The organism is Ralstonia pickettii (genome assembly GCF_016466415.2).
Taxonomy (GTDB): domain Bacteria; phylum Pseudomonadota; class Gammaproteobacteria; order Burkholderiales; family Burkholderiaceae; genus Ralstonia; species Ralstonia pickettii.
On the sequence record NZ_CP066771.1, the window covers coordinates 2,528,664 to 2,554,025 of the forward strand.

Consider the following 25,362-nt stretch of genomic DNA (forward strand, 5'->3'; position numbering starts at 1 on the left):
GCGAGGCCGGCAGTGGCCAGAGACTCCGCGGGCATCGGGTGTGCTTGCCCACTGCTTGCCGCTCCGCCAGCGCGCCGCCCGGGCTCCAAATGTGGCGCCGCCTCCTGAATATCGGATAATCCGCATCATGCCTCGCCCGTCCCAGCCCCCAGAATCGCCGAAGTCCGATGGTGGACACGCCAGCACCCTGTCCACACACGGGGTGGGCCGGCCCTCGGCCTGGGCATGGCTGGTATGGCTCGCCCGCCGGGTCGGCGCGGGCATCGGCGCTGTTTTCCGCGCCCCGATCTGGCGCAAGCTGTGGCGGGTGCTCTGGAAGACGGCCGCCGCGCTGGCCGTCCTGGCCGTCATCGGCATGCTGGCGGTGCGCTTCATCTTGTGGCCGCGCGCGAGCGTGGCACGCGAATGGATGCAGCGCGAGGCGTCCAGCGCACTGCACGCCACGGTGGACATCGGCTCGCTTGAGACCTATTGGGAGGGCTGGCACCCGGCATTCCGCGCCCAGCGCATCGACGCGCACGACACCGCGGGCCGCCGCACCTTCGCGATACAGGACGTCCAGGCGCGGCTGTCCTGGCGCTCGTTGCTGCGCATGCAGGTGACCTTTGCCGCCCTGCACGCTACCCAAGCCGACCTGCTGGTACGGCGCGATACGCAAGGCGTCCTCTCCGTCGCCGGCATGCAGCTTAGCGCGGACACCGGCGGCGACAGCATCTTCCTCGACCAACTGCTCTCCCAAGGCAACATCGATTTTCAGCAAGGCGCCGTCCGCTGGCTCGACGAGCAGCAGAAGCTGCCCGAAGTGGCGCTGGGCAATGTGCGGCTGCAGCTGCGCAGCGGCCCGACGCGCCACAGGCTGGATGTCAGCGGCACCTCGCCCACGCTGTTCAACGGCCCCATCAAACTCCACGCCGATTTCCGCCACGACCTGCTGGCCCGCCCCGGCGACTGGCGCCACTGGCATGGCCAGGCGTCCTGGCAGGTCGATACGCTGCAGTTGGCTTCCGTGCAGCGCTATGTGCCCGTGCTGGCCGCCGCCCAAAGCGGCACGCTGACCACCGACGGCTCGGTGGAGTTTGCCGACGGCGTGTTCACGCGCAGCCAGGCGCGGCTGACCGGGCAGCAGCTCGATCTGCAAGTCCGCAAGGATCTGGAGCCGCTGCAGTTGCGCAGCCTTCAGGCGCTGGCCACACATCAGCGCAACGCGCGCGGCGAGCACATTCTCCGCGTCGACACGCTGCTCTGGCAACCGTTGAACCTGCCCGCCCAACCGCCATCGGTACCCGAACTGGCAGGCCCCGGGATCCAGGCGCCGACCAACCCGGCTGGCACGCCGCGCGGCGTGCGCAACGTCACCGTCGGGTGGGCGCTCGACGCACGCGATGCGCTGCGCAGCCTGCAAGTCAAGGCCGCGACACTGGATTTGGCCGACCTGCGCAACATCGCCACCGCGCTGCCGCTGCCCGCTGGCGTGCTCGAACCACTGCGGACAAAGCAGCCGTCCGGCCGCATCGACGATCTGGACATCAACTGGCAGCGCGATGTCTCCCGCTGGCGGCCAAATACGCCGGCGCCTGTGCACTTCACCGGCCGCGCCACGATGCGCCAGGTCTCGTTCGGCCCCGGTGCGCTGCCCGCGGTCCCGCCGGGCCAGCATCCCGAGCCAGCCGTGCCCGGCGTTGAAAACCTCTCCGGCAACGCCGTCTTCTCAGACGACAAGGGCACGCTGCGCATCGAGTCCAATGACACCGCTCTACTGCTGCCTGGTACCTTTGCCGACGCGCGCGTGCCGCTGGACCGGCTACAGGGCACGTTCAACTGGACATATCGCAAGCAGGAACTGGTCGTCGCCAGCGACAACCTCGCGTTCTCCAACGACGACCTGTCAGCGCGCATCACGGGCAGCTATCGCCACGCGCCAGACACCAGCCATCTCGGCACCATCGACCTGAAGGGCACGCTCGACCGCGCCGATGTTCCGCGTGTGCCGCGCTACCTGCCGCTGTCGATCGGACAGCATCTGCGCGACTACCTGGGCGGTGCGCTGCAAGCCGGCACGGCGAATAACGTCGGGTTCGCACTGGCAGGTGATCTGCACGACTTTCCGTTCCGTCCGCCGCACAAAGGTGTCTTCCGCGTGGAAGTGCCGATCCAGGACGTAACTTACCAATCAGCGCCGGCCGAAACCGCGTACAACCTGCCCGGCCAGGCGCCAACGCACCCCGGCAGTTGGCCGGCATTCACGAACATCGATGGCACGGTGACGTTCGATCGCGCATCGCTTGCGTTCAAAGTGGCGCGCGCCAAGGTGATGGGCGTGAATCTGCAGGACGTGAATGGCAGCCTGCCCGACATGGGCGACCACAACCCGCTGCTGGCCATCGAAGGCCGTGGCGACGGCGCCACGCAGAATTTCCTGCAGTACATCGAAGCGAGCCCCATCAGCCAGTGGATCGGGCATTTCACCAAGGACGCCCGCGCCCAGGGCAACGCCACGCTGGCGCTCAAGCTGGACCTGCCGCTGCATGAAATGCGTTCGACGCGCGCCCAGGGCAGCGTCACGTTCCTGCGCAATGACGTCACGCTGGTTCCGCAGGCACCACCGCTCACCGATGTCAACGGCGCGCTGACCTTCACGCAAAAGGGCATCGGTTTCGATAACCTGCGCGCGCGCTTTGCCGGCGGCGAAATCCGCCCTACGGGCGGCACCGCACCCGACGGCACGATCCGCATCCAGGTGGCGGGCACCGCATCGGCGCAAGGGCTGCGTGAGACGACGCCGGAAAACAGCCCGGTGGCCGCCGTCGCCCGCTCGCTGGAGGGCACCGCGCCTTACAGCGCGACCATCAGCGTCAGACAGCATCGGCCTCTCATCCAGGTCCAGTCGGATCTGACGCCGATGACGGTGCGTCTGCCGGCGCCGCTCAACAAAGCGGCCGGGCAGCCGCTGCCGGTGCGTTTCGAGATGCAGCCGCTGGCGTCCAACAACGCCGTCGACGAAATCGTTCTGCAGGTCGGCAATATCGTCAGCGCGCGCTACGAGCAACGCAGCACGGGCAACGGTGTCGAGGTGCTGCGCGGCGGCATCGGTGTGCGGCAACCGGTGCCGCAGCCGCAGGAAGGCGTGCAAGCAAATCTGGCACTGGATCAGTTGGACGTCGACGCCTGGCGCCATGCCTTTGCTGCACCCGCCCCTGACAGGAGCGCCAGCCAGATTGCCGCCGAACATGGTGCCAATGCAGCCAACGCCTCCAACAACCACAGCGCGTATCTGCCCAGCCACCTGAACGCCCGCGCGCAGACGCTGCGCATTCTGGGCCGCGACTTCAACGCCGTGCGCATCGACGCCACGCGCGATGGCGCCAATTGGCAATCGACCATCGATTCACGCGAGATTGCAGGCAGCGCGCGCTGGCACGCCGAAAGCGCCGCCGTGCCCTTCGGCGAGCTGACGATGCGCCTGTCGCGCATGAGCATCCCAGATGCCAAGGAAGAGACGGCGCTCACCGAATCGCTGGCCAGCAGCTCGCAGGAAATTCCATCGCTCGACCTCGTCGCCGACAAATTCGACCTGCGCGGCAAGGCACTCGGCAAGCTGGAAATCAAGGCGCGCAGCCAGATCACCGAAGGCGCGCCGGTATGGACGCTCGAGACGCTGAAGATCGAGCAGCCCGCCGCCACGCTCACGGCGCACGGTACGTGGCGCATCCCGCGACGCCTGCGTGGCGGCGGTGATGATCCGGAGCGCCGGACGCTGCTCGACTTCAATCTCGACCTGCGCGACACCGGCGACTTGCTGCAGAAGATGGGCTTCGCCAAGGTGATCGACGGAGCCAAGGGCAAGCTCGAAGGCCGCGTGGTGTGGCGCGGCTCGCCCATGTCGATCGACTACCCGACGCTCAACGGCCGCATGGCGCTGAACCTGGAGCGCGGCCAGTTCCTGCCCGTCGATCCGGGCCTGGCCAAGCTGGCCGGCGTGCTGAGCCTGCAGGGGCTGCTGCATTTCGCGACCGACCTGCGCAGCGCCACCGGGCGCGGCACGCCGTTCGAGAGCGTAGCCGCCACCGGCACCATCGCCAGCGGCATCGCCCACACCGAAGATTTTGCCGTGAAGGGCCCGCAGTTCCAGGTGGCCATGCAGGGCTCGGCCAACATCCTCGATGAAACGCAGGACCTGCGCGTCAAGGTCACGCCCAAGGTGGACGCCACGTCGGCCTCGCTGGCGGCGGCGTTCATCAACCCGGCCATCGGGCTGGGCACGCTGGCCGCGCAGTTGGTCTTGGGCGACCAGTTGTCGAAGGCCTTCGTCACGCAATACCGCGTGACCGGTAGCTGGGCCGATCCGAAGATCGAGAAAGTCGCATCCGACAGCAATTCGGGCAGCCAATCGCAAACCTCGGCAAAATAGGCCCCATGACTTCGACCACCGTTGCTCCGGCCCCCGTCGCATCCGGCATGGATGCGCCTTTCGATGCACCTTTTCGCATCGCCGCCATCCAGACGGTGACGGCCATCGATGTGGACCACAACCTCGCGCGGGCAGATGCGCTGCTTGCCGAAGCGGCCGCCCAGGGTGCGCAACTCGCGTTGCTGCCTGAATACTTCTGCATGATGGGCCGCAAGGACAGCGATAAGGTCGCTATCCGCGAGGGCGACCAGGATGGCCCGATCCAGACTTTCCTTGCCGATGCCGCACGCCGCCACAAGCTGTGGCTCGTCGGCGGCACGTTGCCGATGTGGTGCGAAGACGAACAGCGCGTGCGCAATACGTCGCTCGCATTCAACCCGGCCGGATTGCGTGTCGCACGCTACGACAAGATCCACCTGTTCAACTTCGTGCGCGGCGAAGAGCGCTACGACGAGGCCCGCACCATCGAGCCCGGCGCCACCCCGGTTGCCTTCGACGCACCATGCGGCCGTGTCGGCATGTCCGTGTGCTACGACCTGCGCTTTCCGGAGCTGTATCGGGCGCTGGCGGCACCGGGCAACCTGAACTTGATTCTGATGCCGGCGGCCTTCACCTATGTGACGGGCGCCGCGCACTGGGAAATCCTCCTGCGCGCCCGCGCCATCGAAAACCAGTGTTATGTGCTGGCCGCCGCTCAGGGCGGGCGCCATGAAAACGGCCGCCGCACGTGGGGCCATTCCATGCTGGTCGACCCGTGGGGCGAGATCATTGCCTCCGTGCCAGCGGGGGAAGGCGTCGCCATCGGCGACATGGACCCCGCCCGCATCGCACAAGTGCGCCGGGACCTGCCGGCGCTCAAGCACCGCGTGATGTAAGCCAACCGAATTTTTTTGCGAGAACCGACCATGAACGCAGGCGACATCGCCATCCAGAATCTGTCCATCGCGCGCCGCGTGCTGCTCGATCCGTACGGCCTTGATGAAGCGCACCTGCAGCGCGCGCTGGCCGACATCTTCACGCACCGCGTGAACTACGCCGACCTCTACTTCCAGTACACCCGCAACGAGGCATGGAGCCTGGAAGAAGGCATCGTCAAATCCGGCAGCTTCAGCATCGACCAGGGTGTGGGCGTGCGCGCCGTCTCGGGCGACCGCACCGCGTTTGCCTACTCCGACGACATCAGCCTCCCCGCCCTGATGCAGGCCGCTGCTGCCACGCGCACGATTGGCAAAGCCGGTGCCGGGCGCGTGAAGGTGGCCAGCAGTCTGGCGAGCACGCCGGGCAGCCACTCGCTGTATGCACCGAACGACCCGCTCGATTCGATGACGGCTTCCGAGAAGGTTGCGCTGCTGGAGCGGATTGAAAAGCTCGCCCGCGCCAAAGACCCGCGTGTGGTCCAGGTCATGGCCGGTCTGGCCGGCGAATACGACGTGATGCTCGTCGCGCGCAGCGACGGCGTGATCGCCGCAGATGTGCGCCCGCTGGTGCGCATCTCCGTCACCGTCATCGCCGAGCAGAACGGGCGCCGTGAAATGGGCAGCTCCGGTGGCGGCGGCCGCTATGCCTACGGCTATTTCACCGACGACCTGCTGCGCGAATACGTGGATGAGGCGGTTTCGTCCGCACTCGTCAACCTGGAAGCCAAGCCGGCACCGGCCGGCACGATGACGGTGGTGCTCGGCCCGGGCTGGCCCGGCGTGCTGCTGCACGAGGCCATCGGCCACGGGCTGGAAGGCGACTTCAACCGCAAGGGCTCGTCGGCATTTTCCGGCCGCATGGGCGAGCGCGTGGCGGCCAAGGGCGTCACCGTGGTGGACGACGGCACGCTGGCCAACCGCCGCGGCTCGCTGAACCTCGACGACGAGGGCAATCCCACGCAGTGCAACACGCTTATCGAAGACGGCATCCTCACCGGCTACATGCAGGACACGCTCAACGCGCGCCTGATGAAGATGCCCGTGACCGGCAACGCCCGCCGCGAGAGCTACGCCGCCCTGCCCATGCCGCGCATGACCAACACGTACATGCTCGGCGGCGACAAGGATCCGCAAGAGATCATCGCCAGCGTCAAGAAAGGCCTGTATGCGGTCAACTTCGGCGGCGGCCAGGTCGACATCACCAACGGCAAGTTCGTGTTCTCGGCCAGCGAGGCCTACATGATCGAGGACGGCAAGATCACCTACCCCGTCAAGGGCGCCACGCTGGTCGGCAGCGGCCCGGAATCGCTCAAGCACGTGACCATGATCGGCAACGACATGCGCCTCGATTCGGGCATCGGCGTGTGCGGCAAGGAAGGCCAGAGCGTGCCGGTGGGCGTAGGCCAGCCGACCCTACGCATGGAGAACATGACGGTGGGCGGCACAGTTTGATTGCCCTCAAACCGTCGTTTTGGCGCCGCAGGCACGGAAAATCGGCGCTTGCGGCCCTCAAAAAAAGGGTTTATAAAGACGGTTCGATTGGTGCGGCGCAGTAGGTTCAAGCCAACTGAGCGCCACAATTTTTCCTGCATTGCCTCGTTTCCCTCTCATGTCCTTCGCCAAGTTTTTTTACTTTTACTTTTGGCATCTCGCACCGCTGGCGGAAGGAGAGGGGCGCTTGCAGCAAAAATAAAGCACCCAGCAGATACCGAAAACCGCCAGCGACCCTGGCGGTTTTTTTTCGCCCTGTCACCTGCCCCACCCCGGCACCGACGCGAAACATGATCCGAACACAGTAGACGTTTCCAATAGAACTCAAGACACATCCCCGGAGCATTCCATGCCGAAGAACACCGACGATTTGCGCATTCGCGAACTGAAAGAGCTGACGCCGCCGTCGCATCTGATCCGCGAATTCCCGTGCAGCGACACCGTGTCCGACCTGATCTATCAAAGCCGGAACGCGATGCACCGCATCCTGCATGGCATGGACGACCGCCTGATCGTCATCATCGGCCCCTGCTCCATTCACGACACCAAGGCGGCGATGGACTACGCCCGCCGCCTGGTCGAGCAGCGCGAGCGTTTCAAGAACGAGCTGGAAATCGTCATGCGCGTGTACTTCGAGAAGCCCCGCACCACGGTGGGCTGGAAGGGTCTGATCAACGATCCGCACATGGACGGCAGCTTCAAGATCAACGACGGCCTGCGCACCGCACGCGAGCTGCTGATGAACATCAACGAGCTGGGCCTGCCCGCAGGCACCGAATACCTCGACGTGATCAGCCCGCAGTACATCGCCGATCTGGTGAGCTGGGGCGCGATCGGTGCGCGCACCACCGAAAGCCAGGTGCACCGCGAACTGGCTTCCGGCCTGTCGTGCCCGGTCGGCTTCAAGAACGGCACCGACGGCAACGTGAAGATCGCCGTGGACGCGATCAAGGCCGCATCGCAGCCGCACCACTTCCTGTCGGTCACCAAGGGCGGCCACTCGGCTATCGTGTCGACGGCCGGCAACGAGGATTGCCACATCATCCTGCGCGGCGGCAAGGCGCCCAACTACGACGCTGCCAGCGTGCAGGAAGCCTGCGACGCCATCTCCAAGTCGGGCCTGGCCGCGCGCCTGATGATCGATGCCTCGCACGCCAACAGCAGCAAGAAACACGAGAACCAGATTCCGGTGTGCGAAGACATCGGCCGCCAGATGGCAGCCGGCGATAACCGCATCGTCGGGGTGATGGTGGAATCGCACATCAACGCCGGTCGCCAGGACCACGTGCAAGGCACGCCGGTGTCCGACCTCGTCTACGGCCAGAGCGTGACCGACGCCTGCATCGGCTGGGACGATTCGGTGAAGGTGCTGGAAACGCTGGCCGACGCCGTGCGCAAGCGCCGTCTGGTACCGGGCAGCGGCAACTGAAACGCCATCAAGTTGATTTGGGAAGGACGCCTGCGGGCGTCCTTTTTCTTTGCGCGCGCATCAACGCGCAGATCTATAACAAATGTGAGCGAAACGTATCAAAGTCACACAAGTGCGTTGTCTTTGACATATCGTAGGTGGGTTCCCCCCTGCTCTTTCGGAGGCACCCATGGCAGACAACCTGGCGGACACCGCCGTCAACACCGCAAGCAAGTACCAGGCAATCGTGGCGCAATACGCCACCGACGTCGGCATGAAGATCCTCGGCGCGATCGTTTTCTGGGTGGTCGGCCGCTGGCTGATCAATCTGGCGGTGCGCATGGTGGAAGGCTCGTTGAGCCGACAGAAGGTCGATCCGACCGTGCTGCGGTATGTCGGCTCCATCATCACCGTCACGCTGAATGTGCTGCTGGTGATCGGCATCCTCGGCTATTTCGGCATCCAGACGACGACGTTCGCAGCGCTGATTGCCGCAGCCGGTGTGGCGATCGGCATGGCGTGGTCGGGCCTACTGTCGAACTTTGCGGCGGGCGCGTTCCTGATCGTGCTGCGGCCGTTCAAGGTGGGCGACTTCGTGACGGCCGGCGGCGTGACGGGCACGATCAAGGAGATCGGCCTGTTTGCCACGACCATCAACACGCCAGACAACGTGGTCAGCATTGTCGGCAACGGCAAGATCTTCGCGGACACGATCCAGAACTACACCTCCAACCCCTTCCGCCGCGTCGAGCTGAAGGCACAACTGGCCGGCAGCGCCGACCACCGCGCCGCCATCGCGCTGCTCAAGGAGAAGGTGGCCGCCATTCCGAACGTGCTGACCGAACCGGCGGTCGATGTTGAAATCCTGGAATTCAACCTGGTTGGGCCGGTGCTGGCCGTGCGCCCGTACACGCACAACGACAACTACTGGCAGGTCTATTTCGACACCAACCGCACGATCAAGGAAGCGCTGGCCGAAGGGGGCTTCCCGGCGCCGACGCCATCGCAGGCGCTGACCATCACCACGCCGGGGCAATTGGCGGGGCTGGCCGCCGTGGCGCAAAGCACGACGACGCCGACAAGCGTGAACTGATTCAGCGCACTGCAGAAGCAAACGGCCCGGCGAGGTAACGTCATCTCGCCGGGCCGTTTTGTTTGATGCGGACGGCAATTACGCTGGCTTGTGCTCGTCGCGTTTCCAGAGGACGTCCGTGCCGCCATCTGCGCGATTGAGCACACGCGCCAGCACGAACAGCAGGTCCGACAGTCGATTGACGTATTGGCGCGGCGCCTCGCCAATGGTCTCGGCGCGGCCGAGTGCGACGATGCTGCGCTCGGCACGGCGCGCGACGGTGCGGCAGACATGCGCCTGGGCCGCAGCGCGGCTGCCGCCGGGCAGGATGAATTCGGCCAACCGCGGAAGATCGGCGTTGTAGTCGGCCAGCCATTGGTCGAGCCGCAACACGTGCGCGGTCGTCACCATCGTGTAGCCCGGAATGCAGAGTTCGCCACCCAGATCGAACAGGTCGTGCTGGATGGCGGTGAGCGCCGTGCGCACGCCGTCGGGCAGCGTTTCCGTCAGCAGCACGCCGATGTGCGAGTTCAACTCGTCGACGTCGCCGATGGCGGCGATGCGCAGGCTGTCCTTGGCCGTGCGGCTACCGTCGCCAAGGCCGGTGGTGCCGTCGTCGCCGGTGCGTGTGGCGATCTTCGATAAGCGGTTGCCCACGGTGCGTCTCCCTGTATCGCGTCAATGTTGGTGGCGCCATTATCGCAAGGGCGGCACGACCCCGGCGTTAGAATGACAGCCCGAGCCGGCTTCAGACCGCTGCCCCACGCGAGACGCCATGAACCATCCAGCCCCGCCCTCCCAGATCATCCGCACGCCGATTCCCCCGGCCATGCTCGACGCGCTGCGCATCCGCTTCGGCGATCGCGTCTCCATGAGCGAAGCCGTGCGCGCCCACCACGGCCGCGATGAATCCGCCTACGACCCGATGCTGCCCGACGCCGTCGTCTTCGCGCAGACCACCGAGGAAGTCGCTGCCGTCGCCAGGCTCTGCTTCGAGCACGAGATTCCGCTGATCCCGTATGGCGCCGGTTCGTCGCTCGAAGGCCATCTGCTGGCCGTGGCCGGTGGCGTGAGCCTCGACCTCTCGCAGATGAACCACGTGCTGTCGGTGCACCCGGAAGACCTGACGGTGACGGTCGAACCGGGCGTCACGCGCAAGCAGCTCAATACCGAAATCCGCGATACCGGCTTGTTCTTCCCGATCGACCCGGGCGCGGATGCCTCCATCGGCGGCATGTGCGCGACGCGCGCTTCGGGCACCAACGCCGTGCGTTACGGCACGATGCGCGAAAACGTCCTGAACCTGACGGTGGTCACCGCTGACGGCCGCATCATCAAGACGGCCAACCGCGCACGTAAATCGTCGGCGGGGTATGACCTCACACGCCTGTTCATCGGCAGCGAGGGGACGCTGGGCATCATCACCGAGATCACGCTGAAGCTGTATCCGCAGCCCGAAGCGGTATCCGCGGCCGTGTGCGCCTTCCCGAGCATGGGCGATGCGGTATCCGCTGTGATCGACACCATCCAGATGGGCGTGCCGATTGCGCGCGTGGAGTTTGTCGACGCACTGGCCATCCGCGCGATCAACCAATACGACAAGCTCACGCTGCCCGAATTGCCGACGTTGTTCTTCGAATTTCACGGCTCGGAGCACGGCGTGCAGGAGCAGGCCGAGACCGTTCAGCAGATCGCTGCTGAACATAAAGGCCAAGGCTTCGAATGGGCAACACGCCCCGAAGACCGCAGCCGCCTGTGGAACGCCCGACACAACGCGTACTTCGCGTTCCTGCAGCTCAAGCCGGGCTGCCGCGCCGTCACCACCGACGTGTGCGTGCCGATCTCGCGCCTGGCTGAATGCGTGGTCGAGACCGAGAAGGACCTGCTCGCCAGCGCGCTGCAACTGCCCGCCCCCATCGTCGGCCACGTGGGCGACGGCAACTTCCACGTTGCGCTGCTGATCGACCCGAACAAGCCGGAAGAACTGGAAGAGGCCGAGCGCATCAACCAGCGCATCGTCGCCCGTGCAATTGCCATGGACGGTACCTGCACGGGCGAGCATGGCGTGGGTCTGCACAAGATGGACTTCCTCATCGCCGAACACGGCAACGATGCGATCGACCTGATGCGCAGCATCAAGCAGGCGCTCGACCCGAAGCACGTCCTGAACCCCGGCAAGATCTTCCACCTGTAACCGATTCACCTACCAGCGACCGCCCGCATGTCTTCCGTCTTCAAGCGCGTTCCTCCGCTGCATCTGTTGATTGCCTTCGAGGCCGGGGCGCGCCATGCGAGCTTCGCGCGCGCGGCCGAAGAGCTGTCCGTCACGCCCAGCGCGGTATCGCACCGCATCAAGAATCTGGAAGAGCTGTGGGGCGAAGACCTCTTCGTGCGCACGGGCACGGCGTTGCGGCTGACCGCCGCGGGCACGCGCTACCTGCGCAGTGTGCAAGTGGCGCTCGACACCCTGCACGAACTGGCACGGCCGGAATTCAGCAAGCAGCGCGCGCGGCTGCGCGTGGCGATTCCGCCCACGTTCGGACGCCAGCACCTCGTGTCGCGTCTGCCGGAGTTCAACGCGCTGTACCCGCACATCGATCTGGAACTGCATCTCTCCATCCCGTTCCTCGACGTGAAAGCCGAGGACACCGATGTCGAAATCCGCTACGGCACCGGCCGCTATCCGGACCTGAAGACCACGCTGCTGCTCAACGAGCCGGTCTTCCCGGCGTGCGGGCGGGCCTACTACGAGCAGATCAGCGGCAACACCATCACCGAAGCGTCGCAGTTGCTGAACCTCACGCTGCTGCGCAGCCCGCTGGAGCCCTGGCGCCCATGGTTCGAGGCGGCCGGGCTGGACGCGGCGGAGCCTGCGACCGGCTCGCTGTTCAACGACATCGGCCTGATGCTCGAAGCCGTCGCCTCCAACCAGGGCGTGGCGCTGGTGCGTCAAGCCATGGCGCGCAACTGGCTGGCTTCGGGGCAGATCGTGCGGCTGCTGGACATCGAATCGGCGTCGCCACATGCTTATTACATTGTCCAGCGCGAGCAGGCGCCGATGAAGCCCGAGGCGCGGCATTTTGTGGATTGGTTGCTTGGGCTGGATTGGTGAACCGCTCAGCGGCCGGCCCCCAAGCCTCGCGGCTGGGTCTCGAACTACCGGATTCGAAACTTTTAGTTTCGACGTTGAAGCCCTGAACCCTCAGCGCTGATGAAAAAAACAGCAACGTCGGGGCAAAAAGCGTCATGGTTCGAGCCCCAGGGCCTCGAAGTTGACGTTCCGAACATCATCGTTGCTGCTTTTTTCATCAACGCCGATCCTATTTGCCTCACGCGTGAGGTACCTGAACCTCGGATTCGATACTTTTAATGTGAAGCTCGGTGCTTTGAACCCCACCGTCGGCGGTTGAAGGCTCGATCGTGGAGGTCACGCTCGCGCGAATGGGCAATGAAACCTTGCTGCCCCGCGATGAGCCGCATTGGCCGCTCCGGCGAGCCAAATTCATCGCAGCAAAAGTCCTTAACCCGCCGCATGGCGCGGCGGCCGGGCTATAGTGCCCTCCATCCCGGCCACCGCTGCCGGGCACAACGATGAGAGACACCCCATGAACGCATCGCTGCCCGCCACCGCTCGCGATCCGTCTGCCCTGCAGGCTGAGCTGACCGCTGCGCTGTCCCAGATCGTGTCCGACGACGCGCTGCTCTGGGAGCGCGAAGACACCACCCCGTATGAATGCGACGGCTTGGCCGCTTACCGGCAGGTGCCGCTGGCCGTCGTGCTGCCGGATACCGAGGCGCAGGTCGTCGAAATCCTGCGCGTGTGCCACCGCATGGGCGTGCCCGTGGTGCCGCGCGGCGCGGGGACGAGCCTGTCGGGCGGTGCGATGCCGACGCCGGGCGGGCTGGTGCTGTCGCTGGCCAAGTTCAAGCGCATCATCAAGGTGGACCCATACACGCGGACGGCGGTGGTCCAGCCGGGCGTACGCAACCTTGCCATTTCGGAAGCCGCCAACTCGCATGGGTTGTATTACGCGCCCGATCCGTCATCGCAGATTGCCTGCACCATCGGCGGCAACGTGAACGAGAACTCCGGCGGCGTGCATTGCCTGAAGTACGGCCTGACCGTACACAACGTGCTGCGCGTGCGCGCCGTGATGATGGACGGCGAGGTGGTCGAATTCGGCAGCGAGGCGCCCGACGCACCTGGCTTTGACCTGCTGGCCACGGTGATCGGCTCCGAAGGCATGCTGGCCGTGGTGACCGAAGTGACCGTGCGCCTGATCCCCAAGCCGCAACTCGCGCAGGTGATCATGGCGAGCTTCGACGACGTGGAATCCGGCGGCAACGCCGTGGCCGACGTGATTGCCGCGGGCATCATCCCGGCGGGGCTGGAAATGATGGACAAGCCCGCCACCGCAGCGGTGGAAGAATTCGTCTGCGCCGGCTACGACCTGGATGCCGCCGCCATCCTGCTGTGCGAATCCGACGGCACGCCCGAAGAAGTGGCCGAAGAGATCGCGCGCATGAGCGAAGTGCTGCGCGCCTCGGGTGCCACCCGCATCCAGGTCTCGCAAAGCGAAGCCGAGCGCCTGAAGTTCTGGAGCGGCCGCAAGAATGCATTCCCTGCGGCAGGTCGCATCTCGCCGGACTATTACTGCATGGACGGCACCATCCCGCGCAAGCACATCGGTACGCTGCTGCGGCGCATCCAGCAGATGGAGCAGAAGTACGCCCTGCGCTGCATCAACGTGTTCCACGCGGGCGACGGCAACATGCACCCGCTCATCCTCTTCAACGGCGAAGACCAGGACGAATGGCACCGCGCCGAACTGTTCGGCTCCGACATCCTCGAGACCTGCGTGGAACTCGGCGGCACCGTAACGGGCGAACACGGCGTGGGCGTGGAAAAGCTCAGTTCGATGTGCGTGCAGTTCTCGGCGGAAGAACGTGACGCGTTTCTGCGCGTGAAGGCGGCTTTTGACCCGGTGCGTTTGCTGAACCCCGACAAAGCCATCCCCACGCTCGCGCGCTGCGCCGAATACGGCAAGCTGCACGTGCGCAACGGCCTGCTGCCTCACCCCGACTTGCCGCGTTTCTGATCGCCGCCTGACCATTCCGAAGCCGCACGCAGCGAACAAGCCGTTGCGCCCGAAGGTTCAACATGCCCATCACGTCTGACACCGCCCTTTCGCCCGCGCTCGCACGCTTTCGCGACGCCATTACGCAGGCCGCAAGCAACCGCACGCCGCTCACCCTGCGCGGCGGCGGCACAAAGGATTTCTATGGCCGCGCGCCCGCACCCGACGGCACCGTGCTCGACACGCGCGAGTGGTCCGGCATCGTCGATTACGACTGCGCAGAACTCGTCATCACAGCGCGCAGCGGTACACCGCTGGTCGAGATCGAAGCCGCACTGGCCGAGCACAAGCAGATGCTGGCGTTCGAGCCGCCCCACTTTGCTGCGAATGGCCGACAGGCAACGGTAGGCGGTGCGTTTTCATCCGGCCTGTCCGGCCCGCGCCGGCAGTCGGTGGGCGCGCTGCGCGACTTCGTGCTCGGCGCTGTCGTCATGGACGGCCGCGGCGACATGCTCAACTTTGGCGGCCAGGTGATGAAGAACGTGGCCGGCTACGACGTCTCGCGCCTGATGGCCGGTGCACTCGGCACGCTCGGCTTGATCGTGCAGGTGTCGCTCAAGGTGCTGCCGATGCCGTTCTGCGATGCGACGCTGCGCTTCGCCATGGCACAAGGCGAGGCCATCGACACACTCAACCGTTGGGGTGGCCAGCCGTTGCCGATTGCGGCGTCCGCGTGGATCGACGGTGCCCTGTGGGTTCGCCTGAGCGGTGCCGATGCGGCCGTGCGCGCAGCCATCACCAAGCTCGGCGGCGAGCGTGTTGAGGACACAGAAGGGGCCGCATTCTGGCGCGACCTGCGCGAGCAATCGCATGCATTTTTCGCGCGTGCCGTGCAAGGCAGCCTGCCGCTGTGGCGCATCGCCCTGCCCCCGGCCACGCCGCCGCTGGCGCTCGGTCATGCGTCGGCCGATGAGCAGCTCGTCGAATGGGGCGGCGGCCAGCGCTGGTGGATCGACACCGGCAACACCTCCGCCGACGCCATCCGCGATGCTGCCCGCAAGGCCGGCGGCCACGCCACGCTCTTCCGCAACGGCGACCGCGCCAGCGACATCTTCACGCCCGTCGCCGCGCCGTTGATGGCCGTGCACAAACGCCTGAAAGACAGCTTCGATCCGCACGGCATCTTCAACCCGGGCCGTCTGTATTCAGCGTTCTGACTGCCGACTTCCAACGCAAGCCCATCATGCAAATCACGCTCGCGGCGTTCCTGCGCAACACCCCCGACGGCGAAGAAGCCCAAAGCATCGTGCAGAAGTGCGTGCACTGCGGTTTCTGCACGGCCACCTGCCCGACCTACCAACTGCTCGGCGATGAGCTGGACGGCCCGCGTGGGCGCATCTACCTGATGAAGCAGGTGCTGGAGGGCCAGCCCGCCGGCGCCGCTACACGCCTGCACCTCGACCGCTGCCTGACCTGCCGCAACTGCGAATCGACCTGCCCGTCCGGCGTGACCTACGGGCGCCTGGTGGAGATCGGCCGCAAGATCGTCGACGACCAGCTCGACGCGAAAGGAGAGTCGCGCCCCCTGGGCGAGCGCGCCGTGCGTTGGGCGCTGCGCGAGGGGCTGACGCGGCCGGCGCTGTTCGGCTCCGCGCTCAGGCTCGGACAGGCAGTGCGGCCGATGTTGCCGCCGGTGCTGCGCAACAAGGTTCCGGCCAGGCAGCCTCACGCCGGCACGCGGCCCGGCACCGCGCACGCACGCAAGATGCTGTTGCTCGAGGGCTGCGTACAACCCGCCATGTCGCCCAACATCAATGCGGCCACGGCGCGCGTGTTCGACAAGCTGGGCGTGCAGCTCATCAGTGCAGACCGTGCGGGCTGCTGCGGGGCGATCCGGTATCACATGAACGACCATGCGGGCGGCCTGGGCAACATGCGCGCCAACATCGACGCCTGGTGGCCGCACATCGAGGCCGGCGCCGAGGCCATCGTCATGACGGCCTCCGGCTGCGGCGCGATGGTCAAGGAATACGGCCACCTGCTGCGCGATGACCCCGCCTACGCCGAACGCGCGGCGCGCGTGTCCGCGATGACGCGCGACCTGTGCGAGGTGCTGCCGGCGTTCTCGCAGCAGCTCCTGCAGAAGACCAAACCCGAAGCACAACGGCCGCGCGTGGCGTGGCACCCGCCCTGCACGCTGCAGCACGGTCAGCAGATTCGCGGTGCGGTGGAAACGCTGCTCGCCTCGCTGGGCGTGGACGTCAAGCTCTGCGCCGACAGCCACCTGTGCTGCGGCTCGGCCGGCACCTATTCGGTGCTGCAACCGGAACTCGCCTACCGGCTGCGCGATGACAAGCTCGCCAAGCTGCAAGCCACGCAGCCTGAGCGCATCGTCTCCGCCAACATCGGCTGCCTGACGCATCTGCAGAGCGGCACGGACACGCCGGTCGAACACTGGATCGAGCTGGTCGACCGCATGCTGGCCTGAAACGAACGCAGCCGGGTTCTATACTTGGCGCTTCGTTTCGCCCGGAGGCCCCATGCTGCAAACCTTCGCGATCCTGTTGACGTTCCAGTCGGTGGGAGAGTTGTTGACGTATTCGCTGCACCTGCCGGTGCCCGGTCCGGTGATCGGCATGGTGTTGCTGGTCATCTACCTGCTGGTGGACAAGGGCCGCGTGCTCGAAGTCATGCAGGGCACCGTCCGTGAACTGCTGCGTCACCTGACCATCCTGTTCGTGCCGGCCGGCGTGGGCGTCATGACGCAACTGAACCGCATCGGGCAGGAATGGCTGCCAATCGTGGTGGCGACCGTCGTATCGACGTGGCTGTCGATTGCCGCCGGTGCGCTCGTGACGCGCGCGCTGATGCGCCGCATGGGGGACCACGGCGAAGGCCAGGAGGAGCTGGCCCCATGAACGCGATGGCTCCCAACCTGCACCAACTCTGGGTCTATCTGGCCGCCAGCCCGCTGCTCGGCCTGACCGCCACGCTCATCGCGTACCTGATCGGCGTGCGCCTTCATGAACGCAGCCGCTTTAACCCGATGGTCAACCCGCTGCTGATTGCGGTTGTCATCCTGGGGACGCTGCTGACCGTGACGGGCACGCCGTACAAGACCTACTTTGACGGCGCGCAGTTCGTGCACTTCCTGCTGGGGCCGGCGACGGTGGCGCTGGCGGTGCCGTTGTTTCAGCAGTGGGCGAAGCTGCGCCGCCATGCGGTGCCGCTGATGGCTGGGCTCCTTGCAGGGTCGGTCGTGGCCGTGGTGTCAGCCGTGGGCATCGCGTGGCTGCTGGGCGCATCGCCGGAAACGCTGCGCTCGATGGCGCCGAAATCGGTGACGATCCCGATCGCCATGGGCATCTCGGAGAAGATTGGCGGCGCGCCGACCATCACGGCGGTGCTGGTGCTCATTACCGGCATTGTCGGGGCGACGACCACGACGCGGCTGCTGAACCTGCTGCGCGTGCGCGAGTACAGCGTGCGTGGTTTTGCCACCGGCATCGCGGCGCACGGCATTGGTACGGCCCGCGCGTTTCAGGTCAATCCGGAAGCCGGTGCGTTCTCGGCGCTGGGCATGGGCCTGAACGGCGTGCTGACGGCCGTGCTGGTGCCGCTGCTGGCGGGTTGGATTCCGCACTGAATCGCTCCTCCCTCCGCCCGGTATTCACTGCCTGGGCAATCTGAAACACGCTTTGCCACCCTCCTGAACGCTCCTGACAGAACGCTGTCAGGAGCCCCCCGCCAGAATCGCTCCACCTTAACCGGCAACGGCACTCCCAACCGCCTGAGCCACCTAACGGAGCGAACATCATGGCAAGCGTCATCAACTGGTTTGAAATCCCGGCCAACGATTTCCCGCGCGCGGTGAAGTTTTACGAGAACGTCTTCGACACGCAGCTCAAGCAGGAAGACATGGGCGACATGACCATGGGCGTGTTTCCGGCGGGTGAGACGACCATCCACGGTGCGCTGGTCAAGGGCGAGGGTTTTGCGCCGTCCGACAAGGGCAGCGTGGTCTACCTGAATGCGCCCAATCTGGATGCCGTGCTCGAGCGCGTGAACGGCAGCGGCGGCCAATGCGTCTTTGGGCCGATGACGCTGCCCGACCACATGGGCCGCATCGCCCACATCGTCGACACCGAAGGCAACCGCATCGGCCTGCACGAGCCCGATGCCAAGACGCAGGCGTACCTGCTACAGCAGTAACGCCCCCAGGGCCGGTGCGCGGGCGCCGGCCTTCACCAAGAGACAGAGAAGAACACCATGCCCAGCCAATCCCCGTATCTCATGCGTGCCGCGGATGTGACCGCGCGCACGCAGTCGTTTTCACACCCCTGGAACAGCCTGTCGGAAATTCACGGCACGATGATGGGCCGGCTGCTCGGGCTCAAGCGCACGGGCGTGAATTTCGCGCGCGTGCCGCCGGGCAAGGAGTCGTTCGTCTATCACTCGCACCAACGCGAAGAGGAATGGATCTACATCCTTTCCGGCGAAGCGCAGGCCGAGATCGACGACAACATCTTCACCGTGCGCAGCGGCGATTTCATGGCCTTCCCCACAGGCGTCGCGCATCACCTGCGCAACTGCGGCAAGGACGATCTCGTCTATCTGTGCGGCGGCGAACATCTCAACATCGAGATTGCCGATTTCCCGAGACTGGGCAAGCGCATGCTGCGCCGTGGCGAGCAGGTGGATATCGTCGACATCCACCCTCAACGGGAACTGACGCCCTTCGGCGCGTAGGGGAAAGATTGTGCGGATTGCGCGCGGCAAGAAGCCCACTACAATGCCGCGCATGACCCGCCGCGCCGACCGCCTGTTCCAGATTGCCCAGATCCTGAGAGGCCGCCGTTTGACCACTGCGGCGATGCTGGCCGACCGCCTGGGCGTGTCGGAGCGCACCGTGTATCGCGATATCCGCGATCTGTCTGTCTCGGGCGTACCGATCGAAGGCGAGGCCGGTATCGGCTACCGCATGCGGGCAGGCTACGACCTTGCACCGCTCATGTTCACCGCCGACGAAGTCGAAGCGCTCGTGGCCGGCGCACGGATGATCAAGGCGTGGAGCGGCGGCACCATGGCCGAATCGGTGGACGCCGCATTGGAAAAGCTGATGGGCGCCCTGCCCGCGGAGCGCCGCAACGAAGCCGAGACCACGCGCATCTTCGCGCCCGGCTACGGCATGGGCAGCGAGGTCAAGCAGGTATTCGACACGCTACACGCAGCGCTTGGCCGCCACGCCGTTGCGCGGCTCGCTTACCGCGACGCGCAGGGCCAGTTGACCGAGCGCTGCATCCAACCGCTCGGCCTGTTCTTCTGGGGACAGGTCTGGCTGGTGGCCGCCTGGTGCGAACACCGCCAGGACTACCGCACATTCCGCCTCGACCGCTGCGTCCAGGTCGACATTCTGGAGCGCCACTTCGCCGAATCCGCCGAGCGCTCGCTGGCGGACTTCATGCGCAAGGTGCGGGGCTCGTCGGATTGACGACCGCAACGTCAGGCGGGATCGGGCTCCGCCAGCAGCCGCTCAATATCGTCGGCAATCTCTTCCGGCTTGGTCAGGGGCGCGTAGCGCTTGTAGACCGTGCCATCGCGGCGCAGCAGGAACTTGGTGAAGTTCCATTTGATGGCTCCGATGCCGAGCACGCCGGGCTTTTCCGAGGTCAGCCACTTGTAGAGCGGATGCGCGTTGGAGCCATTTACGTCGATCTTGCCGAACATCGGAAACGACACGCCGTAGTTCTTTTCGCAGAAGGCGCCGATCTCGTCTGCGCCGCCCGGTTCTTGCTTGCCGAACTGGTTGCACGGAAAGCCGAGCACCTCCAGCCCTTTGTCGTGCAGCCGCTTATACACCGCCTCCAGCCCCGCGTATTGCGGCGTGAATCCGCACTTGCTCGCGGTGTTCACGATCAGCAGGACCTTGCCCTTGTACTGCGACAGCGGCACGCGCTGGCCGGTCAACGAATCGGCCTCGAATGCATAGACGTCACTCATGGCTACTCTCCGGATGGTTGCTGCAAACGGTAACCAGCGAGGCCGAGCAAACCTGGCACGCTGCACATCACCTCAAATGATGTAGCGCCTGCGCCACATCAGACGACATTCAAATGCTCGGTGCCGGCCGACAGGTCCGTCTGGCCACCGCGCTTGCTGTGCAGCTTGATCTGCAGGCGCAAGTCGTTGAGAGAGTCGGCATTGCGCAGCGCGTCTTCGTACGTGATCTTGTTTTCTTCGTACAAATCGAACAGCGCCTGGTCGAACGAGATCATCCCTTGCTCGCGGGATTTCTTCATGACCTCCTTCAGCTCGTGCACCTCGCCCTTGAAGATGAGGTCTTGCACCAGCGGGGTCGCCAGCATGATCTCGACGGCCGGTACGCGCCCCTTCTTGCCCTGACGCGGCAGCAGGCGTTGCGCAATCATCGCGCGCAGGTTCAGCGACAGGTCGATCAGCAGCTGTTGACGCTTTTCTTCCGGGAAGAAGTTGATGATCCGGTCGATCGCTTGGTTCGAGCTGTTGGCGTGCAGCGTGGCAAGGCACAGGTGGCCGGTTTCCGCATACTGGATCGCGTATTCCATCGTGTCGCGATCCCGGATTTCGCCGATCAGGATCACATCCGGCGCTTGGCGCAGGGTGTTCTTCAGCGCTACGTGCCACGACTCGGTATCCACGCCCACCTCACGCTGCGTCACCACGCAGTTCTGGTGCGCGTGCACGTATTCGACCGGGTCTTCGATGGTGATGATGTGGCCGTACGAATTCGCATTGCGATAGCCCACCATCGCCGCCAGCGAGGTCGACTTGCCCGAGCCCGTGGCACCCACCACGATCACCAGGCCGCGCTTGCTCATGACGATCTCGTTCAGGATCGGCGGCAGGTCCAGCTCGCCCAGCGTCGGGATCTTCGTGTTGATGGTTCGCAGCACCATGCCGGCGCGGCCTTGCTGCATGAACGCCGACACGCGGAAACGCCCGGCGCCGTGATGGCGAAGTTGCATTCCGAGCTGTCTTCATACTCGCGCAACTGCTTCTCGTTCATGATCGACTTGACCAGACCGAGGGCCTGCTGGGCATTCAGCGGCTGCTGAGAGATCGGCGTGACCTTGCCGTCCACTTTGATCGCGGGCGGAAATTCTGCCGTGATGAACAAGTCCGAGCCACGGCTGTTCACCATCAACTGCAAGAGTTCGTGGATGTATTTGGTGGCGGCTTCGCGGTCCAGCATGGCGTGCCCCTCCTCGAAAGAATTGGAAAGCGCGCTGACGTATCGGTCAGCGTATCAGTTCGCGTGTCAGTTCGCGAACGCGTCCGGGTTCTTGGCGATGGCGCGCGCGTCTGCGTAGTTGATCGCCGAGCGCTTGATCAGCTCCGACAGGCACTGGTCGAGCGTCTGCATGCCCATGCCGCTGCTAGTCTGCATCATCGAGTACATCTGCGAGATCTTGTTCTCGCGGATCAAGTGACGGATGGCCGGCGTGGCAATCATGATTTCGTGCGCCGCAATCCGGCCCGAACCGTCGCGCGTCTTGAGCAGCGTCTGCGAGATCACCGCCTCCAGCGATTCGGAAAGCATGGTCCGGACCATCTCTTTTTCGTCCGACGGGAACACGTCGACGACCCGGTCGATGGTCTTGGCCGCCGAGCTGGTGTGCAGCGTGCCGAACACCAAGTGGCCGGTTTCTGCGGCGGTAAGCGCCAGGCGAATGGTTTCAAGGTCACGCAATTCGCCGACCAGCACCACGTCCGGATCTTCACGCAGCGCCGACTTCAGCGCATTGGCGAACGAATGGGTATGGGGCCCGAGTTCACGCTGGTTGATCAGGCTCTTCTTCGATTCGTGCACGAATTCGATCGGGTCCTCCACCGTGAGGATGTGGCCCATGTCGTTTTCGTTGCGGTGATTGACCATCGCGGCCAGCGTGGTCGACTTGCCCGAGCCGGTCGGGCCCGTGACGAGCACCAGGCCGCGCGGCTTCATCGCCAGGTCCGCGAACACGGCGGGCGCTTTCAGGTCATCCAGCGAGAGCACCTTCGACGGAATCGTCCGGAACACAGCAGAAGCGCCACGGTTTTGATTGAACGCGTTGACACGGAAACGCGAGAGGCCGGGGATCTCAAACGAGAAGTCGACTTCCAGGTTTTCTTCGTAGACCTTGCGTTGCCCGTCGCTCATGATGTCGTACACCATGGAGTGCACATCCTGGTGCGTGAGCGGTGGGACGTTGATCCGGCGCATGTCGCCGTGGATCCGGATCATCGGCGGCAGTCCGGCCGACAGGTGCAAGTCCGACGCCTTGTTCTTGGCGGAAAACGCCAGAAGCTGCGCGATGTCCATCTTATAATGACCCCCGACTTTTTTATGTCGCCCGGGCGTCGCAATGGCGCCTCCAGACGCGCTCCGAGCCGTTGTTTTGACGTGCCGGAACCTTGTTTATTTGTAACAAACGTCGCCGGATTATGTCTGCAATCGTCGCCAACTTGCAAGCCGTGCGTCAACGGATCACAACGGCCTGCACACTGGCTTCGCGCGATGCTGCGGGTGTCACATTGCTGGCCGTTTCCAAGACGTTCGACGCCGATGCCATACGCGCCGCGCATGCCGCCGGGCAACGCCTCTTCGGCGAAAACTACGTGCAGGAAGGCATCGCCAAGATCGACGCGCTGGCCGACCTGCGCACGGGTATCGACCCGATCCGCTGGCACTTCATCGGCCCCCTGCAGAGCAACAAGACGCGCGCCGTGGCCGAACAGTTCGACTGGGTGCACAGCGTCGATCGCCTGAAGATCGCCGAGCGCCTGTCGGCCCAGCGCCCGGACACCTTGCCGCCGCTGCAGGTCTGTCTCGAGATCAACATCAGCCGCCAGGCCAGCAAACATGGCCTGCTCCCCGATTTCGATGAAGTGCTTGCCGTGGCACAAGCCGTCTCGGCCCTGCCCCGCTTGCAGTTGCGCGGCTTGATGGCCGTGCCCGAGCCGAGCGATGACCCCGCCGCGCAACGCAAGCCGTTTGCCGATCTGTGTGCACTGGCGAATCGGCTGCGCGAGGCCGGCATCCCGCTCGATACGCTGTCAATGGGCATGTCCGCCGACCTGGAAGATGCAATTGCCGAAGGCGCCACGATCGTGCGCGTCGGCAGCGCCATCTTCGGCGCGCGGCATTACGCCCACGCCTGAATTCCTGTTGTCTCTCACACCACCACTCTCATGCTCGACACTCTGAAACTCGGCTTCATCGGCGGCGGCAACATGGCGGCGGCCCTCATCGGCGGCCTGATTGCCAAGGGCGCGCACGGCGCCAACATCGTGGTGGTGGACCCGACCGAACCGGCCCGCAGCCGCGCCAAGCAGACCTGGGGCGCCCGAACCGCTGCCGCCCCCGGCGCAGAACTGGCCGATCGCGACGTGATCGTCCTGGCAGTCAAGCCGCAGCAGATGCGCGAGGTCTGTGCGCAACTGGCACCGCATCTGCGTGACAGCCTGGTGCTGTCGGTGGCGGCGGGCATCCGCATCCAGGATCTGTCGCGCTGGCTGAATGGCCATGCACGTGTGGTCCGGGCGATGCCGAATACCCCAGCGCTGTCCGGCCTCGGGATGACCGGCCTGGCCGCCAACGCTGGCCTGTCGGACGGCGACCGGGCTACCGCCAGCGCCATCGCCAATGCCGTCGGCAAGAGCGTTTGGGTGCCCGCCGAAGCGCAGATCGATGCGGTGACCGCCATCTCGGGCAGCGGCCCCGCATACGTGTTCTATTTCATTGAAGCGATGCAGCAGGCGGCGCAGGAGTTGGGGCTGTCGGCTGAGGATGGGCGCACGCTGGCGGTCGAGACGTTTATTGGCGCGGCCACGCTGGCGGGCCAATCGACCGAGCCGGTGGAGGTGTTGCGCGAGCGTGTGACGTCCAAGGGCGGGACGACCTATGCGGCGCTGACGTCAATGGAAGGCGCTGATATCAAGGCTGCCTTTGTGCGGGCGATGCATGCCGCGGCGGCTCGGGGGAAGGGGATGGGGGAGGAGTTTGGGCGGGATTGAGGGTACTGGTCCATCCCCGGTATCGCCCCCGGCAGGGGATGAAATCGGGGACGCACCACCAACACCTAGCGCAGCAAATACGCCCCTGCCACCCCGGCAAACAAGCAGGCCCCCAGCCAATTGTTATGCCGGAAAACAAAAAAGCACTTCATCCGATCACGCGTCTGTAGCATCGGGAAATACCAAAGCGACAACGCCACGGCAGCGGCAAACCCAATCCAGTACGCCACGCTGAGTGCCATCACATGGCCAGCCCAGGCCATGATCCCGAAGAACCCCGCGTAGCACAGCATGATCGCCGCCACGTCAAAACGTCCAAAAGTAATGGCTGAGGTTTTGATGCCGATGAGCAGATCGTCATCGCGGTCGACCATCGCGTACGCCGTGTCGTAGGCAACGGCCCAGAAGACATTGCCGGCAAGCATCAGCCACGCCAGCACCGGCACCTGATCCTGCACCGCCGCGTACGCCATCGGAATCCCAAACCCGAACGCAATGCCGAGGTACGCCTGCGGAATCGCGAAGAACCGCTTGAAGAACGGATACGTGCCGGCAATCACGATGGCGGCCACCGACATCCACTTGGTCAGCGCATTGAGTGGCAGGATCAACGTGAAGGCGATGAGCGAGAGCACCGCGGCTACCGCCAGCGCCTCCCAGGGGGCAATCAGGCCCGCGGTGATCGGCCGCTCCTTGGTGCGCTTGACGTGCTTGTCAAAGTCACGATCCGCCCAGTCGTTGACCGCGCAACCGGCCGAGCGCATCAGGAACGTGCCGACCGTGAAAATCACCACCAGCGACAGCGGCGGATGACCATCGGCGGCCATCCACAGCGCCCACAGCGTCGGCCACAGCAGCAAAAGCGTGCCGATCGGTTTGTCCATGCGCATCAGGCGCGCATAGAGCATGAGGCGGCTGGGTTGGGCAGCGGACGATTGCATGGAAATCACCAA

Annotated in this window: 21 protein-coding genes and 1 pseudogene; 17 read left to right on the forward strand and 5 right to left on the reverse strand. The window is 65.1% G+C overall.

Annotated elements, in window-relative coordinates:
- Positions 1-127 precede the first annotated feature (127 nt).
- From RP6297_RS11980 to RP6297_RS12000, 5 genes are all read left to right on the forward strand, one after another.
- The gene (locus RP6297_RS11980) at positions 128-4,408 is read left to right on the forward strand and encodes a YhdP family protein (RefSeq protein ID WP_009241452.1); all 4,281 of its coding nucleotides are present in this window, start codon (positions 128-130) and stop codon (positions 4,406-4,408) included.
- Between the two features lie 5 nt (positions 4,409-4,413).
- Complete coding sequence (locus RP6297_RS11985) at positions 4,414-5,283, forward strand: carbon-nitrogen hydrolase family protein (RefSeq protein WP_009241453.1); 870 nt, start codon at positions 4,414-4,416, stop codon at positions 5,281-5,283.
- Positions 5,284-5,313: 30 nt separating this feature from the next.
- Positions 5,314-6,777: a metalloprotease TldD gene (gene tldD / locus RP6297_RS11990; protein WP_009241454.1), complete on the forward strand. Its 1,464-nt coding sequence runs from the start codon at positions 5,314-5,316 to the stop codon at positions 6,775-6,777.
- A gap of 388 nt (positions 6,778-7,165) precedes the next feature.
- Complete coding sequence (gene aroG, locus RP6297_RS11995) at positions 7,166-8,245, forward strand: 3-deoxy-7-phosphoheptulonate synthase AroG (RefSeq protein ID WP_009241455.1); 1,080 nt, start codon at positions 7,166-7,168, stop codon at positions 8,243-8,245.
- A 169-nt stretch (positions 8,246-8,414) separates the two neighbouring features.
- Entirely contained in the window at positions 8,415-9,317 is a 903-nt protein-coding gene (locus RP6297_RS12000; protein ID WP_009241456.1) for a mechanosensitive ion channel family protein, read from the forward strand.
- A gap of 78 nt (positions 9,318-9,395) precedes the next feature.
- Here RP6297_RS12000 and RP6297_RS12005 read toward each other — a convergent pair whose 3' ends face one another.
- Positions 9,396-9,953 (reverse strand): cob(I)yrinic acid a,c-diamide adenosyltransferase, encoded by a 558-nt coding sequence (locus tag RP6297_RS12005; RefSeq protein WP_009241457.1) that lies wholly within the window; start codon positions 9,951-9,953, stop codon positions 9,396-9,398.
- Between the two features lie 118 nt (positions 9,954-10,071).
- Here RP6297_RS12005 and RP6297_RS12010 point away from each other — a divergent pair, with 118 nt between their 5' ends.
- From RP6297_RS12010 to RP6297_RS12055, 10 genes are all read left to right on the forward strand, one after another.
- Positions 10,072-11,490, forward strand: coding sequence for an FAD-binding oxidoreductase (locus RP6297_RS12010; protein ID WP_009241458.1), 1,419 nt, complete (start codon positions 10,072-10,074; stop codon positions 11,488-11,490).
- Between the two features lie 27 nt (positions 11,491-11,517).
- Positions 11,518-12,408 (forward strand): LysR substrate-binding domain-containing protein, encoded by an 891-nt coding sequence (locus tag RP6297_RS12015; protein ID WP_009241459.1) that lies wholly within the window; start codon positions 11,518-11,520, stop codon positions 12,406-12,408.
- A gap of 493 nt (positions 12,409-12,901) precedes the next feature.
- A complete protein-coding gene (locus tag RP6297_RS12020; protein WP_009241460.1) occupies positions 12,902-14,395 on the forward strand; it encodes an FAD-linked oxidase C-terminal domain-containing protein in 1,494 nt (497 codons plus the stop codon).
- Positions 14,396-14,457: 62 nt separating this feature from the next.
- Complete coding sequence (glcE, locus tag RP6297_RS12025; RefSeq protein WP_009241461.1) at positions 14,458-15,591, forward strand: glycolate oxidase subunit GlcE; 1,134 nt, start codon at positions 14,458-14,460, stop codon at positions 15,589-15,591.
- A gap of 26 nt (positions 15,592-15,617) precedes the next feature.
- Entirely contained in the window at positions 15,618-16,862 is a 1,245-nt protein-coding gene (glcF, locus tag RP6297_RS12030; protein WP_009241462.1) for a glycolate oxidase subunit GlcF, read from the forward strand.
- A gap of 52 nt (positions 16,863-16,914) precedes the next feature.
- The gene (locus RP6297_RS12035; RefSeq protein WP_009241463.1) at positions 16,915-17,292 is read left to right on the forward strand and encodes a CidA/LrgA family protein; all 378 of its coding nucleotides are present in this window, start codon (positions 16,915-16,917) and stop codon (positions 17,290-17,292) included.
- Positions 17,289-18,020: an LrgB family protein gene (locus tag RP6297_RS12040; RefSeq protein WP_004631621.1), complete on the forward strand. Its 732-nt coding sequence runs from the start codon at positions 17,289-17,291 to the stop codon at positions 18,018-18,020. Before RP6297_RS12035 ends, RP6297_RS12040 begins: the two co-directional genes overlap by 4 nt.
- A 170-nt stretch (positions 18,021-18,190) precedes the next feature.
- A complete protein-coding gene (locus RP6297_RS12045) occupies positions 18,191-18,586 on the forward strand; it encodes a VOC family protein (RefSeq protein WP_009241464.1) in 396 nt (131 codons plus the stop codon).
- Between the two features lie 57 nt (positions 18,587-18,643).
- Positions 18,644-19,123, forward strand: a complete 480-nt coding sequence (locus RP6297_RS12050; protein WP_009241465.1) for a cupin domain-containing protein — start codon at positions 18,644-18,646, stop codon at positions 19,121-19,123.
- Between the two features lie 43 nt (positions 19,124-19,166).
- On the forward strand, positions 19,167-19,865 hold the full coding sequence (locus RP6297_RS12055; protein WP_009277387.1) for a helix-turn-helix transcriptional regulator: 699 nt from the start codon (positions 19,167-19,169) through the stop codon (positions 19,863-19,865).
- Between the two features lie 11 nt (positions 19,866-19,876).
- Here the strand turns inward: RP6297_RS12055 and RP6297_RS12060 are convergent, their stop codons facing one another.
- From RP6297_RS12060 to RP6297_RS12070, 3 genes and pseudogenes are all read right to left on the reverse strand, one after another.
- Positions 19,877-20,374 carry a glutathione peroxidase gene (locus tag RP6297_RS12060; protein ID WP_009241467.1) on the reverse strand — a complete coding sequence of 166 codons (498 nt, stop codon included), beginning with the start codon at positions 20,372-20,374 and terminating at the stop codon, positions 19,877-19,879.
- Positions 20,375-20,472: 98 nt separating this feature from the next.
- Positions 20,473-21,605: pseudogene (locus RP6297_RS12065) on the reverse strand (PilT/PilU family type 4a pilus ATPase).
- A gap of 66 nt (positions 21,606-21,671) precedes the next feature.
- The gene (locus RP6297_RS12070) at positions 21,672-22,715 is read right to left on the reverse strand and encodes a type IV pilus twitching motility protein PilT (protein WP_009241469.1); all 1,044 of its coding nucleotides are present in this window, start codon (positions 22,713-22,715) and stop codon (positions 21,672-21,674) included.
- Between the two features lie 122 nt (positions 22,716-22,837).
- Between RP6297_RS12070 and RP6297_RS12075 the strand changes: the two genes are divergently transcribed.
- Together RP6297_RS12075 and proC are read left to right on the forward strand one after the other, a co-directional pair.
- The gene (locus RP6297_RS12075; protein WP_009241470.1) at positions 22,838-23,554 is read left to right on the forward strand and encodes a YggS family pyridoxal phosphate-dependent enzyme; all 717 of its coding nucleotides are present in this window, start codon (positions 22,838-22,840) and stop codon (positions 23,552-23,554) included.
- 30 nt (positions 23,555-23,584) lie between these two features.
- Positions 23,585-24,409, forward strand: a complete 825-nt coding sequence (proC, locus tag RP6297_RS12080; protein ID WP_037028163.1) for a pyrroline-5-carboxylate reductase — start codon at positions 23,585-23,587, stop codon at positions 24,407-24,409.
- A 65-nt stretch (positions 24,410-24,474) separates the two neighbouring features.
- Here proC and ubiA read toward each other — a convergent pair whose 3' ends face one another.
- Positions 24,475-25,350 (reverse strand): 4-hydroxybenzoate octaprenyltransferase, encoded by an 876-nt coding sequence (gene ubiA / locus RP6297_RS12085; protein WP_009241472.1) that lies wholly within the window; start codon positions 25,348-25,350, stop codon positions 24,475-24,477.
- Between the last annotated feature and the right edge of the window lie 12 nt (positions 25,351-25,362).

Coding starts and splice junctions, on each gene's coding strand:
- RP6297_RS11980 (WP_009241452.1), top strand. CDS start 128: ATGCCTCGCCCGTCCCAGCCCCCAGAATCGCCGAAGTCCGATGGTGGA.
- RP6297_RS11985 (WP_009241453.1), top strand. CDS start 4,414: ATGACTTCGACCACCGTTGCTCCGGCCCCCGTCGCATCCGGCATGGAT.
- tldD (WP_009241454.1), top strand. CDS start 5,314: ATGAACGCAGGCGACATCGCCATCCAGAATCTGTCCATCGCGCGCCGC.
- aroG (WP_009241455.1), top strand. CDS start 7,166: ATGCCGAAGAACACCGACGATTTGCGCATTCGCGAACTGAAAGAGCTG.
- RP6297_RS12000 (WP_009241456.1), top strand. CDS start 8,415: ATGGCAGACAACCTGGCGGACACCGCCGTCAACACCGCAAGCAAGTAC.
- RP6297_RS12010 (WP_009241458.1), top strand. CDS start 10,072: ATGAACCATCCAGCCCCGCCCTCCCAGATCATCCGCACGCCGATTCCC.
- RP6297_RS12015 (WP_009241459.1), top strand. CDS start 11,518: ATGTCTTCCGTCTTCAAGCGCGTTCCTCCGCTGCATCTGTTGATTGCC.
- RP6297_RS12020 (WP_009241460.1), top strand. CDS start 12,902: ATGAACGCATCGCTGCCCGCCACCGCTCGCGATCCGTCTGCCCTGCAG.
- glcE (WP_009241461.1), top strand. CDS start 14,458: ATGCCCATCACGTCTGACACCGCCCTTTCGCCCGCGCTCGCACGCTTT.
- glcF (WP_009241462.1), top strand. CDS start 15,618: ATGCAAATCACGCTCGCGGCGTTCCTGCGCAACACCCCCGACGGCGAA.
- RP6297_RS12035 (WP_009241463.1), top strand. CDS start 16,915: ATGCTGCAAACCTTCGCGATCCTGTTGACGTTCCAGTCGGTGGGAGAG.
- RP6297_RS12040 (WP_004631621.1), top strand. CDS start 17,289: ATGAACGCGATGGCTCCCAACCTGCACCAACTCTGGGTCTATCTGGCC.
- RP6297_RS12045 (WP_009241464.1), top strand. CDS start 18,191: ATGGCAAGCGTCATCAACTGGTTTGAAATCCCGGCCAACGATTTCCCG.
- RP6297_RS12050 (WP_009241465.1), top strand. CDS start 18,644: ATGCCCAGCCAATCCCCGTATCTCATGCGTGCCGCGGATGTGACCGCG.
- RP6297_RS12055 (WP_009277387.1), top strand. CDS start 19,167: ATGCCGCGCATGACCCGCCGCGCCGACCGCCTGTTCCAGATTGCCCAG.
- RP6297_RS12060 (WP_009241467.1), bottom strand. CDS start 20,374: ATGAGTGACGTCTATGCATTCGAGGCCGATTCGTTGACCGGCCAGCGC.
- RP6297_RS12070 (WP_009241469.1), bottom strand. CDS start 22,715: ATGGACATCGCGCAGCTTCTGGCGTTTTCCGCCAAGAACAAGGCGTCG.
- RP6297_RS12075 (WP_009241470.1), top strand. CDS start 22,838: ATGTCTGCAATCGTCGCCAACTTGCAAGCCGTGCGTCAACGGATCACA.
- proC (WP_037028163.1), top strand. CDS start 23,585: ATGCTCGACACTCTGAAACTCGGCTTCATCGGCGGCGGCAACATGGCG.
- ubiA (WP_009241472.1), bottom strand. CDS start 25,350: ATGCAATCGTCCGCTGCCCAACCCAGCCGCCTCATGCTCTATGCGCGC.